Below are 13,574 nucleotides of genomic sequence, written 5' to 3'. Positions count from 1 at the left end.
GGCCGCCTAACTTGCCCAATCGGAGTCGCCGTAGGGGCGGCCACGGAAGTGTGCGCGGAGGTATTCACCCACTACTGCCGCTCCCAGATCGTCGGTTTCCGGCGCCACCACACGCGCATCGATGCGGCGGGCCATCTGCTGGACGAAGCGTTCCAGGCCCGGGTCATCGCCAAGCCGGAAGAACGTGGACTGCGCACCGGCTCGGCCCACCTTGTCCAGTTCCTCGACCGTGCGGCGGATGGTCTGCGGGTGCGGCGGCCAGGAGAAGACCGATTCGCCGTCGGGCAGCAGGTGGGCGGTGGGTTCGCCGTCGGTCACCACCAGCAGGACCGGCTGCATGGACGGGTGCCGGCGGAAGAAACGGCCGGCCAACAGCAGGCCGTGTTGCAGGTTGGTGCCTTGCTCGCGCACGGCCGGCAGGGAGGTGAGCTCGCCAATGTCCATCGACTGCGCGTAGCGGCCGAACGTGATCAGCTGCAGCCGGTCGCCGCGGAACTTGGTGGAGACCAGGTGGTGCAGGGCCAGCGCGGTGCGTTTCATCGGCACCCAGCGTCCCTCGGCGGCCATGGAATAGGAAACGTCGACCAGCAGGACGACGGCGGCCTGCGTGCGCGCTTCGGTCTCCGTCACCTCAATGTCGTCCACCGCCAGCCGGAGGCCGTGGCTGGTATCGCCGCCGTCGGCGACGGTCCGGCGGATCGCGTTGGTGATGGTCCGGGTGACGTCCCAGGGTGCGGCGTCGCCGAACTCCCACGGCCGGCTGGAGCCGGTGGGCTCCCCCGCTGCCCCGGACTCCCGGGTTTCCCGGCTGCCCTGCCGGCCGGAGAGTTGCTTGGCGGCGTCGCGCAGCAGCGACCTGCCCAGCCGGCGCATGGCCTGGGGTGAGAGCTGCAGTTTCCCGTCCTCGTCACGCTTGAGGTAGCCGCCGTCGTGCATGGCCTTTTCAATCGCGGCGAGCGTGCGGGCGGTGACCGCTGCGTCGTCGCCGAGCTGTCGAGCCAGGGCGCCCAGGTCCAGGTCATCCATATGCGCACTGTCATAATCCTGGGAAAGTTGCTCGGCGAGGTCGTCCAGTTCGGCAAGGTCCTGGAGCGCGCCGGTGCCATCGCCCAGGCCCATCCCTTCCTGGCCCTCGAATTGTTCGGAGCCATTCCAGTCCTCGCCGGGGCGCAGGGCCTGGAGGGTCTGGTCCAGTTGGCCCAGCTGTGCCATCAGCTCCGGTGAGCCGAATGCTTGGGCGGAGAGCCGCATCAGCTCTTCGCGCTGTTCCGGGGACATGGACTGCATCATCCGCTGGGCGGCGGCTGCCCGCTTGGCCAGCGCGTCCACCAGCTCCTGAACCGACTGCGGGTTCTCCGGGAAGTGCTGGCCGTGGCGGGCCATGAAGTCCTGGAAGTCCTGCTCGGTGTCCACGCCGCGGCGGTGCTTGTCCAGGAGCTCGTTGAGGTCGCGCAGCATCTCGCTGATGGCGGCCCTGTCCTCCTCGGTGGCGCTTTCCAACGCCTGCTTCATGCCGGCGAACCGCTGGTCCAGGACTTCGCGGCCCAGCAGGTCCTTGATCCGTTCGTACGTTTCCTTGGCGGTGCTGGACTGCCAGTCGTAGGAGGACAGCTCCTGGACGGCGGCTGCCGTGGACTGGGGCAGGTTCTGCAGCTGCATTTCGCGGAACGTGCGGTCGGCGTTGTCCATCATGGCGTCGCGGGCCAGCTGTTTGCGCTCCTCCAGCACGGCGGCGTCCAGCAGCTTTTTGACCTCGTTGAGGGTGCCGTCCAGGTTGTGCTTGCCCAGCAGGTCCTTGCGGCGCTGCTGGATGCGGCCGGCAAGATCGTCCAGGCCTTGCTGTTTCCGGCCGCCGCGCCGGAGGAACTCCTGCAGCGCGCGCCGGGGCGAGTAGCCGGCCATCACGTCGTCGGCGACGGCATCCAGCGCCTCCGCCAGGTCCACCGGGGGCGCCAGCGGGTCGGGTCCGCCGGCGTAGCGGCCATACCTGGACCGGTTGTGAAGGCTCATGGCGCTTCCTGTCCTCTGCCTTGGAACTACCTAGCCGTAAATGGTGGCCTCGTCGTCGGACTCCTTGGAAATCCGGCGGCTGAGGTAGAGCCCTTCGAGTGCCAGTTCGACGGCGGCGGCGCGCTGGCCGTCGTTGTCCGCGCCCAAGCGTTCGCCGATCTCCTCGTAGAGGCCGGAGCCGTTGAGGGAGGGGAGGTTGGCCAGGAACTCCTTCGCGGTGACCAACTCGCCGGTGGTCACCGTGGCGTGCCCGTCCAACGCGGTGACCAGCGGTCCCAGATCCAGGCCGTGGAAGTGCTCCCGCACGGCCTCCATGGTGGCGGTGCGCAGGAGGTGGTCCAGGATGTCCTGTTCGCGGCCCTCCTCGCCGGATTCGAACTCGATTTTTCCGGTCAGGACTTCCACGGCGGCGTCCAGGTCGATGATTCGGGCCACGGCTTCGTCCTCGCCGCGGACGCTGGCCCGGCGCAGGGCTGCGGCTGCCACCGTTTCGGCGCCGGCAATGGCGAACCGTGCGGACACACCGGAGGTCTGGTTAATGGCCGGGGACTGGCGCAGGGCCCGGGTGTAGCGGGCCAGGATTTCCAGGATGACGGCCGGTACGTTGGCCACCAGGTGGCCCTCCTGAGCGATGACGGACACTTCGTCGTCGAGCTCGATCGGGTAGTGCGTGCGGATTTCGGCGCCGAAGCGGTCCTTTAGGGGCGTGATGATCCGGCCGCGGTTGGTGTAGTCCTCCGGGTTGGCGGAGGCCACCACCAGGACGTCCAGGGGCAGCCGCAGCACGTAGCCGCGGATCTGTATGTCGCGTTCCTCCATCACGTTGAGCATGGAGACCTGGATGCGCTCGGCGAGGTCCGGGAGTTCATTGATGGCCACGATCCCGCGGTTGGAGCGCGGGATCAGGCCGTAGTGGATGGTTTCCGGGTCGCCCAGCCTGCGGCCCTCTGCCACGCGCATGGGGTCGACGTCGCCGATCAGGTCCGCGACCGAGGTGTCCGGCGTCGCGAGTTTTTCCACATAGCGTTCCGAGCGGTGGCGCCAGGCCACGCGCAGCCTGTCCCCCTCCGTGAGCGCCAAGGCACGCGAATGCGCGGTGATGGGCTCGAAGGGGTGTTCGTTCAGTTCCGAGTCCTCGATCACCGGCGACCACTCGTCCAGCAGCCCGGCCAGGGTGCGCAGCAGGCGGGTCTTGCCCTGCCCTCGCTCGCCGAGGAGGACAATGTCATGGCCGGCGAGCAGGGCCCGCTCCAACTGCGGCAGCACGGTCCGGCCGAAGCCGAAGATGCCGGGCCACGGATCACGTCCCGCCGACAGCGCGGCGAGGAGGTTGTCGCGGATTTCCCGGCGCAGGTCCTTCTGGACGTGGCCGGAGGCTCGCAGTTCACCAACTGTGAAGATTTCAGGGCGTTCAGTCACCCCTCCACCGTAGACCTCGCCTCGGGACCATGGCACCCCCTACCGCTCCGCAGTTTCCCCTTCCCTCGCAAGCTCGGGCGGGGACCCCTCCCGCTACGCTTAGAACTTGATGACTGCAGCAACGCCTGGACTTTCAGCGGAGCCCCCACGGCAGGGCACGCTCCTGCTCCTGGTGCGTCACGGGGAAACGCCGACGACGGGCACCGTGCTGCCGGGCAGGGCGCCGGGACTGCATCTGTCCGACCGGGGCCGGGCCCAGGCCGAGCGGGTGGCTGAACGGCTCACCGGCTTGTCCGTCAGCGCCCTGTATTCCTCGCCGTTGGAGCGCGCCCGCGAGACGGCGGAGCCGACGGCGGCCCGCACCGGGCTGGAGGTGCAGCACGAGCCCGGGCTGCTGGAGTGCGACTTCGGCGACTGGACCGGCGCGGCAATCGCTGACCTGGCGGTCCTGCCGGAGTGGCGGACCGTGCAGAACAGCCCGTCCACCTTCCGCTTTCCCCACGGTGAGAGCTTTACCGAGATGCAGGACCGGATTGTTGGGTCGCTGGCAGCGCTCTGTGCGGCGCACCCGGGCGGCGTCGTCGTCTGTTTCTCCCACGCCGACACCATCAAGGCGGCGGTGGCCCATGCACTGGGCACACCCCTGGATCTGTTCCAGCGCATTATGATCAGCCCGGGCTCGGTGTCCGCGGTGCAGTTTGTGGATGGCCAGCCGTCCTCGGTGCCGATGGTGAATTCCCATTCGGAGCCGCTAAGCAAGCTGAGGCCGCGGTGACGCAGGAATCTGCGGGGGCCGGGCGGGAGCTGACGCTGCTCACCGAGGGCGGTGTGGAGCTGGTGGGCCAAATTCTGCGCAGCAGCAACGAAACGTTCCTGGTCCAGCTCAGCCACGGGGAGGACAGCGCACAGGCGGTGTACAAGCCCGTGGCCGGGGAACGTCCGCTGTCCGACTTTGAGCCCGGGCTGCACCGGCGCGAACGTGCTGCGTATCTGCTCAGCGAGTCGCTGGGTTGGGGCATGGTGCCGCCCACGGTGATCCGCGAGGACGCGCCGCTGGGGGTGGGCTCGCTGCAGTGGTTCATCGACTGCGACTTCCGCGAGCACTATTTCACGCTGGCATCCGAGGACCCTTCCACGCACCCCGACATGGCCCGGATGGCATTGTTCGATTACGTCGCCAACAACACCGACCGCAAGAGTGGGCATGTGCTGCGCGGCGACGACGGGCGGATCTGGGGCATCGACCACGGGCTGTGTTTTTCGGCAGCGTTCAAACTGCGCACCGTGATCTGGGACTTCGCGGGCGACCCGATTCCCGATGCCCTGCTGGCGGACCTCGCTCCGCTCGCCGAGGCCGCGCCTCCCGAGCTGGCCGAGCTGCTCGACGACGACGAGGTCACAGCCCTGAAACGGCGCGTTCAGCGCATGCTGGTCACGGGGGTGCTGCCCGTGGATCGCACCGGGTCGCGGTACCCGTGGCCGCTGGTTTAGAAAACACCCTGTATCTCAGAGATCATGAAGCCCGGTCGGCAGGAGCTGCACCAGCCTCGTGACAAACCCGAAACAAATCCCTTTGGACCGCACCCCGCATCAGGGGCGCCTTGACAGACGTTGTCACAATTCGAGATTTCATCCATTGCTGGACGAATCGCTGGGCCTTACTCTCGTCATTAAGAATTGGGGAAACATAATAAGAAAGTTCCACCGATTGATCGCCGTGCTCTGCTGCGCTTTGGTAGGGCTCTCGACGCCAACATCGGCATCAGCGGCATCGTTCGCAGAAGCGGGCGAGCCCTCGGCAGGACAACAGGCAATCGCAATGGATAACCTCCGCGAGCATATTGCGGCTGACCCCACCGACTTCCAAGAGCGAATGAACATCCTGGAGGACGCGCCGGCAATCGACACGTATCTCGAGCGGTTCGATAACGTCGACGTCGACCCGCAGAAGGCGTTCTTCGCGGCCTCCATGCCGACCGAGGCGTTGCGCAGTTTTGTTGACATGACCAACAAGGGCGCCCTCGATATCAGGGTGACTTCAATGTCCGACGGCACCCTGGCCACCAGCGTCGAGATCGATCCGACATACGGCTTCACGGCCCCAGCAAAAAATCAGGGCGAGACGACGGCCCTTCCTTCATGTCCATCAGCGTGGGCTGCGTTCTGGGCCTGGTATGCAACGGAAGCAGCGTTCTGCGGCGCAATGGGATTCTTCGGCCCTGGAGCCGCTCTCGCTTGTGCCCTGGCCATGGGCTTGGGCGGAACAGCCCTCGACTTCAACCGCGGTTGCTAGGATCGAACTAATGAACCAAAAAATCCGAAATGGTCAAACTAAAGACGCTTACTGGCTACTCCTAAGCTTCTTTTTCGCTGCTGGAGTCGTTGTCATTGGCCTTGCCGAGGGGTTGATTCTACTCGGAGCGGCAATCGCACTCGTGGTCGCCATCGTCGGCCTCACGGCTCTGCATGGACAGTTCAGGAAAGACGTTTTGCGGCACATCTCAACTGCCTCACCGGGCGTCGGCGTCACGGCGGCCACCGTCGTTGCCGTTGCCGTCCTGCTGCGCGGCACTGATTCCGCAGTTTGGGCCGTCCCGCTGCTGGCCGTCGGCGCCTCAGTTGGCCTTTACATGTGGCTGCGCCGTCATGGGCGCTACGACGAGTCCGCTGCAGTCTAAGGTCTGAACACCGGTCCGGCCGGGTCCCCGCTAGACCTCCGCCACAGGCGCCGCGAACTGCGCCGCGTACAGCGCGGCGTATGCCCCGCCGGTTTCCAACAATGAAGCGTGGTTCCCCTGCTCCACGATCTGGCCTGCCTCCATCACCAGGATGAGGTCGGCGTCGCGGATGGTGGAGAGCCGGTGGGCAATGACAAACGACGTCCGGTCCGAGCGCAGGGCGCTCATGGCCTTTTGCACCAATACCTCGGTACGCGTATCCACCGACGATGTTGCCTCGTCCAGGATCAGCACCGAGGGCCGGGCCAGGAACGCCCGGGCAATGGTGAGCAGCTGCTTCTCCCCCGCCGAGACGTTGGCGCCCTCGTCGTCGAGCACGGTGTCGTAGCCCTCCGGCAGGGACCTGACGAACCGGTCCACGTACGTCGCCTTCGCCGCTTCCATGATCTCCGTCTCGGAAGCGGAAGGCCGGCCGTAGGCGATGTTGTCCCGGATGGTCCCGCCGAACAGCCAGGTGTCCTGCAGCACCATACCCATCCGTGAGCGCAACTCGTTGCGGGTCATCGCGGTGACGTCCACGCCGTCCAGTGTGATCCGCCCGGCGTCGAGCTCGTAGAAGCGCATCATCAGGTTCACCAGGGTGGTCTTGCCGGCTCCGGTGGGGCCCACAATGGCCACGGTCTGCCCCGGTTCGGCCACCAGATTCAGGTCCGCGATCAGCGGCTTGTCCGGCGTGTACGCAAAGGACACGTCCTCGAACACCAGCCGCCCGCGCTTGGACTCGGGAACCACCGCAACATCCGGATCAGCCGATTGCTCCTCGGTGTCCAGCAGATCGAACACCCGCTCGGCGCTGGCCACACCGGATTGCAGCAGGTTCGCCATGGACCCCAGCTGGGCCAGCGGCTGGGTGAACTGCCGGGAGTACTGGATGAACGCCTGCACGTCTCCGAGCTGCATGGCTCCGGAAGCCACCTGCAGCCCACCCACCACGGCGATCCCCACGTAGACCAGGTTCCCGATGAACGTCATGGCCGGCATGATCAGCCCGGAAATGAACTGCGCGCCAAAGCTCGCCTGGTACAGCTCCGCGTTCTTCTGCCGGAACGTCTCCTCCACCTCGCGCTGCCGGCCGAAGACCTTCACCAGCGCGTGCCCGGTGTAGGTCTCCTCGATCTGGCCGTTCAACTCACCGGTGTGCTTCCACTGGGCCACAAACAGTTTCTGCGAGCGCTTGGCGATCAGCGCTGTCGTCACCAGCGTCAGCGGAATTGTCACCAGTGCGATTAGCGCCAGCGTGGGCGAGAGGATGAACATCATGATCAGCACGCCCAGCACGGTCAGCAGCGAGGTGACGGCCTGGCTGATGGACTGCTGCAGGCTTTGGGAGATGTTGTCCACATCATTGGTGACGCGGCTGAGCAGCTCGCCGCGCTGCACCGAGTCGAAGTAGCGTAGCGGCAGCCGGTTGATCTTGGCTTCGATCCGCTCGCGCAGCCGGAACACGGTGCGCTGCACAATCCCGTTGAGCACGTACGCCTGCACCCAGCTGAACGCCGAGGCCAGCACGTAGAGCACCAGCGCCCACAACAGCACTGAGGACAGCGCGGTGAAGTCGATCCCAACCCCGGGCGTCAGCGTCATGGCGCTGAGCATGTCCGCTTTTTGGTTCTCCCCCGCGGCGCGCAGCTGGGCGATCAGTTGGGCCTGGCTCACCCCTGCGGGCAGCTGCTTGGACACGACGCCGGCGAAGATCAGGTTGGTGCCCTCACCGAGGAGCCGCGGGCCGATCACCGAGAACGCCACGCTCACCACCGCGAGTCCCAGGACCAGGGTCAACCACAGCCGCTCCGGGTGCAGCTGGCCGAGCAGCCGCTTCGCGGACGGGCCGAAGTTCATCGCCTTCTCCGCGGGCACGTTCATCCCGGCAAAGGGTCCGCCGTGGCCGGGGCCGCCGCGCGGACGGGGAATGCGCTCGACGGCGGCAGGTCCGCCGGGTTTCCCGGTTCCCCCGCCGGGCACCCGTCCGTCAGCTGCGGTCCGCGGGCCGGTGCTGTTGGTGCCGCTCATGCTGCCTCCTCCGCTGCGAGCTGGGAGTTCACAATCTCCTGGTACGTCTCCGAGGTCTCCAGCAGCTCCTCGTGCGTGCCGTCCGCGACGATCCTGCCGTCGTCGACGACGAGGATCTGGTCCGCGTCCACAATGCTGGAGACCCGCTGGGCGATGATCACCAGGGTGGCGCCGGCGGTGTGCTCCTTGAGCGCCCGCCGCAGCCGGGCATCGGTGGCGGTGTCCAGCGAGGAAAAGGAGTCGTCAAAGATGTAAAGCTCGGGCCGTTTCACCAGCGCCCGGGCGATCGCGATCCGCTGCCGTTGCCCGCCGGAGACGTTGGTGCCGCCTTGGGAGATGGCCGCATCCAGCCCGCCGTCCATCTCGCGGACAAAGTCCTCCGCCTGCGCAATGGACAGCGCTTGCCACATTTCATCCTCCGTGGCGTCGGGTTTGCCGTAAAGCAGGTTGCTGCGGACGGTCCCGGAAAACAGGTAGGGCTTCTGCGGGACCAGGCCGATGTGCCCCCAGAGCAGGTCCGGGTGCAGCTGGCGCAAGTCCACGCCGTCGATCCGGACCGAACCGGAGGTGGCGTCGAAGAGCCGCGGCATCAGGTTCACCAGGGTGGTCTTGCCGGAACCGGTGGCACCGATGATCGCCGTCGTCTGCCCCGCGCGGGCGGTGAAGCTGATCCCGGACAGGACCGGCCGTTCGGCACCCGGGTAGGCGAAACCGACGTCGCGCATCTGAAGCTCACAGCGGCCGGTGCGCCCGGAAAAGTCGACCGGATGCTCCGGCGGGCGGACGCTGGACTCGGTCCCGAGCACCTTCCCGATCCGGTCGGCCGAGACCGCGGCGCGCGGGATCATGATCGCCATAAACGTCGCCATCATAACGGACATCAGGATCTGCATCAGGTAGCTCAGGAACGCGATCATGGTGCCCACCTGCATGGAGCCGTCCTGGATCCGGAACGCGCCGAACCAGATCACGGCCACTGAGGAGACATTCAGCACCAGCATCACGGTGGGGAACGCGAGCGCCATCAGGCGGCCGGCGCGCAGTCCGGTGTCTGTGACGTCCGCGTTGGCCCGGCCGAAGCGGGCGCTCTCCACGTCCTCGCGGACGAAGGCCCGCACCACCCGGATGCCGGTGAGCTGTTCGCGGAGCACCCGGTTTACGGTGTCGATCCGGGTCTGCATCAGCCGGAAAAGCGGCACCATCCGGATGATGATGAGCCCCACGGCGACCAGCAGCACCGGCACGCTGACCGCGATCAGCCAGGACAGCTGCAGGTCCTGCCGCATCGCCATGATCACCCCGCCGATGCTGAGCATGGGCGCGGTGACCATCAGGGTGGCGGACATCAGCACCAGCTGCTGGACCTGCTGGACATCGTTGGTGGAGCGGGTGATCAGGCTCGGCGCGCCGAAGTGGGTGACCTCCTGTTCGGAGAAGGCCGCTACCTTACTGAAGATCGCCCCGCGCACGTCCCGGCCCAGCGCCATCGCCGCCTTCGCCCCGAAGTACACGGCGGCGATGGCGCACACGATCTGCAGCAGGGTCACCAGCAGCATCACGGCGCCGGTGCGCAGGATGTAGTCGGTGTCCCCCTTCGCCACACCCTGGTCGATGATGTCCGCGTTCAGCGTGGGCAGGTACAGCGACGCGATGGATTGCGCCAACTGGAAGACGACGACGGCGAGCAGCAGCCGCCGTTGCGGCTGTAAGTATTCAACGAGCAGTTTCCAGAGCATCCGAACTCCAAGCCACGTGTCACACAAAGTGATTCGAGGCTCAGTTTACGTCCGGATGCTTGGAACGGACGGGGTTCCTCTGAGGGCTGATCCGGGTTGGATCTCAGTCGACCGCGGCGCGGACGTCGCCCTCTTTGTGCCCGCCCTCCTTCTTGCCGAACGGCAGCACTTTGAGCAGCGGATGCAGGACAGCCATGACGACGAGGCCCCAAGCGAGACCAAGGACGGCCGAGCACAGGGTGTTCACAAGCCAGGCCAGGAAGCCGCCCACCACCGGGATCCCGGCGAAGGGAGCTTCCAGGACGTGGACCAGGTCATACGGCAGGTGCCAGCCAAGGTCGTAGGCCCCCTGGAGCATGATGTGGCCGCCGACCCACAGCATGGCGACCGTCCCGATAACGGTGATCGTGGTCAGGACGGCGGGCATGCCCTTGACGAGCAGCTCGCCGAAGCGCTGGGAGCCCGCCGACTCCTTGGTGGTCAGGTGCAGGCCGATGTCGTCCATCTTGACGATGAGCGCGACGGCTCCGTACACGCCCACCGTGATCGCGAGCGCCACAATCACCAGGATGACCGCCCGGGTCCACAGGGACTCGGCGGACACCTCGTTCATCGCGATGACCATGATCTCGCAGGAGAGGATAAAGTCCGTAGTGATCGCGCCCTTGGTGACCTTGGCCTCCGCCTCCGGGCCCCGGTCGACCGCCGGCGTCTCTTCATCGGCCTCGTGGTGGCCGCGGAGCCTATGCCAGACCTTCTCGGCACCCTCATAGCAGAGGTAGGTGCCGCCCAGCATAAGGATGAACGGAATGACCCCAGGGATGAAGGCGCTGATGAGCAGCAGCGCCGGCAGGATGATCAAAAGTTTGTTTCGCAGCGAGCCCCAGAAGATCCGCTTGATCATCGGCAGTTCGCGGGACGGGTCCGCCCCGGACACGTACTGCGGGGTGACGGCGGCGTCGTCAATGACCACGCCCGCTGCCTTGGCCCCCGCCTTGGCCGCTCCGGCTGCGACGTCGTCCACCGAGGCGGCCGCAATCTTGGCCAGGGCTGCGATGTCGTCCAGAAGGGCGACGAGACCGCCGCTCACAGCTCGCTTCCGGACTGCTGGAGGGCGTACGGCTGGACGAAGTTGCTTCGGTCAAGGCGCGTGATTGGCATCCTCGAATTATATGGTGGCGTGTAGCCCGTCGACGCTGGATCTGGACCGGGCCGGCTCGGTAGCGTGAAGGGCATGAACATCAGACTTGAGAACGTCGGCATCGCCGTCCGCGACTTGGAGGCAGCGATCGCTTTCTTCACCGACCTCGGTCTCGCGGTCGTTGGCCGGGACACCGTCAGCGGCGATTGGACCGACACCGCCGTCGGGCTTGACGGCAATCACGCCAACATTGCCATGCTCGAAACGCCGGACGGTCACGGCCGCCTCGAACTCTTTGAGTACATCCACCCCGATGCGATCGAGACGTCGCCCACGCGTCCCAACGAGATTGGCATGCACCGGGTCGCGTTCTCAGTTGCTGACATCGACGAGGCCCTGGAAATAGCCGCAAGGCACGGCTGCTATCCGCTTCGCGGCGTGGCGACCTACAAAGACATCTACAAGCTCACGTACGTCCGCGGGCCCAGCGGCATCCTCGTGATGCTCGCCGAGGAATTGAAGAAAAACTGAGCGCCTGGCCGGTGCGCCCGGTCGCCGGCCCGGTGTAGCTCGCGTGGTGGACACCGCGGGGACCGGAGACCCGGCAGCCACCGGAGGAAACACACGGACTGGAAAGCGCGCGTAGCCGGGGTGCCACCGTCGAAGTCGGCCGGTTTTGGGCGGCGGCGCTCGGCTGGGGTGTTTCCAGCGAGGGCCCCGGCGGCAACGAGTTTTGCGTCCTCACCCCGGGGGACGTCCGGGGCGGCGTCGCACGCCAAGTTGGGACCGGCCTGCCTCAGCGCACCACGACCACATCGGCGACGGCCGCGGGCTGCTCCAGCTCGTTGACCCGGACGGCGGCGGTGATCTTCCATTGACCCGCCACCGGCAACACGACCACGGCCCGGTAGCTGCCCGGCGTTTCTCCGGGCTGGACCTCGGCGGCCAGCGGTCCGAGACTCAGGTTCGGCTCAGCCACACTGACCTGCGGCATGCCGAGGGGCACGATGGGAGCGCCCCCGGCGTCGGTGAGGTCGAAGGTGATGACATTTGTCCCTGCCGTGCCCGGGCTGAACCGTCCGGTCAGGTGGCCGGTGCCGAGCTCGGCAAGCACCGGGGTGCCGACTGAAGTGGATGCCTCGGCTGCCGCCGCAACCAGTTCAGCGGGGTTATCGGTGGCGCGGGGGTTCTGCAGCGTCAGGGCCGAGGTAAGTCCAACGACCAGCACCACCCCCACCGCTTCCACGCGGATGGCCAGCGCCAGCCGGGGCCAGGCGCTCCCCGTGATTCCCTCGCGCTTCAGGCGAGGGACGAGCCCGAATCGGTTCCACGCCGCAAGTGCGCCAATGATGACGACCATGCCAAGTTTGGCCAGCAGAAGCAGACCATACGAACTGCCAACGAGGGCCGCCACCGAACCGACCATCACCACGGCCAGGACGGCGCCGGTGACGCCCAGCAGGACAACGATGCCACCGGCCAGCGTGGAGAACCTGCCCAGGACCACGGCCGCCTCGGCAGCGTCGCCCTTCCGGCGTCGGGCGCGGGCGAGGTGGATGACCAGGGCCGCGAGGCCACCCAGCCAAACAGCTGCCGTCCCGGCGTGGACCAGGTCGGCGCCCATCACCAGCCAGCTGGGTCCGAAGGTCCGGGTGTGGCCGACAGGCAGCACCGAGACCAGCGCCGCTCCGGCTCCCACCGTCCCGACCCAGAAGCCCTCCCGGCGCGGCAGCAGTGGCCGCAGCAGCATCAGTGCCACCCCGGAGGCGGCAAGGACCAGGGTCAGCGCGGCAGCCCCGAACCATCCGGTGAGGACGAGAGCCGGATCCATTAGCGCGCCGAGACCCAACCCTCGCTCCCGCACCACGGTGAGTGGCACGAGCACGACGTAGGCGCTAACAGCGACGAGTGCGGCCACCCAGGGTAGCCGACGACCCGCTGCGGTGGTGCGGGCAACAAACAAGTCGAAAACCGTGAAACCCACGAGACAGAACAAGCCCAGATATCCGAAAGCGCCGAGTGCCCCGTACAGGACGTCCACCGGCCGGGTGTCACTTTCGACGATGGTCGGGACCGCTGCGCTGGCCCTGCCCACTGCGAACGACAGCACCCCGGATTCAGGGTGCGAGTCGTCGGAAACCACCCGCCAGCCAAGCACGTAGCTGCCCTCGGCGAGATCCGGTGGCAGGGTAACCCGGACCGTCGTGTCCAGCGCCTCGACAGGCACGGGGCGATGACCCCCGCTGCCGTCGTAAAGCTGAAAGCCGTCGGGGACCAGGAAGACCGGCTCGTCGAAGGCGAGTTCTACCGATCTCTGCGCAACGGCCAGCACGGCGCCTTCGTCCGGCGTCGTGGATACAAGCTCGGCGTGCGCCCATGCCGGGGCCGCGGGCACCGCCAGCACCAGGGTGAGCGCTGCGAACAACATCCCGAGGAGCCGCCGGACCAGGGGTCCCCGGGCTCGGGATTCCCGCTCCCGGGTCCGATGGGGCGTTCCTCTCGACATGATCGTCTCCTCGT

11 protein-coding genes are annotated in these 13,574 nt (G+C 66.8%); 5 read left to right on the top strand and 6 right to left on the bottom strand.

Annotation, left to right across the window (positions count from 1 at the left end):
- Positions 1–6 precede the first annotated feature (6 nt).
- A complete protein-coding gene (locus tag ABIB49_RS09120; protein WP_354156973.1) occupies positions 7–2,010 on the bottom strand; it encodes a vWA domain-containing protein in 2,004 nt (667 codons plus the stop codon).
- Between the two features lie 30 nt (positions 2,011–2,040).
- The gene (locus ABIB49_RS09115; protein WP_282358813.1) at positions 2,041–3,429 is read right to left on the bottom strand and encodes a sigma 54-interacting transcriptional regulator; all 1,389 of its coding nucleotides are present in this window, start codon (positions 3,427–3,429) and stop codon (positions 2,041–2,043) included.
- Positions 3,430–3,538: 109 nt separating this feature from the next.
- Between ABIB49_RS09115 and ABIB49_RS09110 the strand changes: the two genes are divergently transcribed.
- The 4 genes from ABIB49_RS09110 to ABIB49_RS09095 all read left to right on the top strand — a co-directional run bounded on the left by ABIB49_RS09110 (position 3,539) and on the right by ABIB49_RS09095 (position 6,107).
- A complete protein-coding gene (locus tag ABIB49_RS09110; protein ID WP_354157010.1) occupies positions 3,539–4,204 on the top strand; it encodes a histidine phosphatase family protein in 666 nt (221 codons plus the stop codon).
- On the top strand, positions 4,201–4,920 hold the full coding sequence (locus ABIB49_RS09105; protein WP_354156972.1) for an SCO1664 family protein: 720 nt from the start codon (positions 4,201–4,203) through the stop codon (positions 4,918–4,920). Before ABIB49_RS09110 ends, ABIB49_RS09105 begins: the two co-directional genes overlap by 4 nt.
- A 145-nt stretch (positions 4,921–5,065) precedes the next feature.
- The gene (locus ABIB49_RS09100) at positions 5,066–5,722 is read left to right on the top strand and encodes a hypothetical protein (RefSeq protein WP_354156971.1); all 657 of its coding nucleotides are present in this window, start codon (positions 5,066–5,068) and stop codon (positions 5,720–5,722) included.
- 10 nt (positions 5,723–5,732) lie between these two features.
- Positions 5,733–6,107 (top strand): hypothetical protein, encoded by a 375-nt coding sequence (locus tag ABIB49_RS09095; protein ID WP_226775372.1) that lies wholly within the window; start codon positions 5,733–5,735, stop codon positions 6,105–6,107.
- 30 nt (positions 6,108–6,137) lie between these two features.
- Here the strand turns inward: ABIB49_RS09095 and ABIB49_RS09090 are convergent, their stop codons facing one another.
- From ABIB49_RS09090 to ABIB49_RS09080, 3 genes are all read right to left on the bottom strand, one after another.
- Complete coding sequence (locus ABIB49_RS09090) at positions 6,138–8,177, bottom strand: ABC transporter ATP-binding protein (RefSeq protein ID WP_354156970.1); 2,040 nt, start codon at positions 8,175–8,177, stop codon at positions 6,138–6,140.
- Entirely contained in the window at positions 8,174–9,913 is a 1,740-nt protein-coding gene (locus tag ABIB49_RS09085) for an ABC transporter ATP-binding protein (RefSeq protein ID WP_354156969.1), read from the bottom strand. Before ABIB49_RS09085 ends, ABIB49_RS09090 begins: the two co-directional genes overlap by 4 nt.
- Before the next feature lie 103 nt (positions 9,914–10,016).
- Entirely contained in the window at positions 10,017–11,003 is a 987-nt protein-coding gene (locus ABIB49_RS09080; RefSeq protein ID WP_354156968.1) for a DUF808 domain-containing protein, read from the bottom strand.
- Between the two features lie 144 nt (positions 11,004–11,147).
- On the opposite strand from ABIB49_RS09080, the gene ABIB49_RS09075 reads away from it, so the two are divergent.
- Positions 11,148–11,585, top strand: a complete 438-nt coding sequence (locus tag ABIB49_RS09075; RefSeq protein WP_354156967.1) for a VOC family protein — start codon at positions 11,148–11,150, stop codon at positions 11,583–11,585.
- Between the two features lie 265 nt (positions 11,586–11,850).
- On the opposite strand, the gene ABIB49_RS09070 is transcribed toward ABIB49_RS09075, so the two are convergent.
- Entirely contained in the window at positions 11,851–13,560 is a 1,710-nt protein-coding gene (locus tag ABIB49_RS09070; protein WP_354156966.1) for a copper resistance CopC/CopD family protein, read from the bottom strand.
- Positions 13,561–13,574: the final 14 nt, after the last annotated feature.

The sequence above is a fragment of the Arthrobacter sp. UYCu512 genome (assembly GCF_040547075.1).
Taxonomy (GTDB): Bacteria; Actinomycetota; Actinomycetes; order Actinomycetales; family Micrococcaceae; genus Arthrobacter.
The sequence above is the reverse complement of the archived record's forward strand: the minus strand, read 5'-3'. Positions and strand labels throughout refer to the sequence as shown.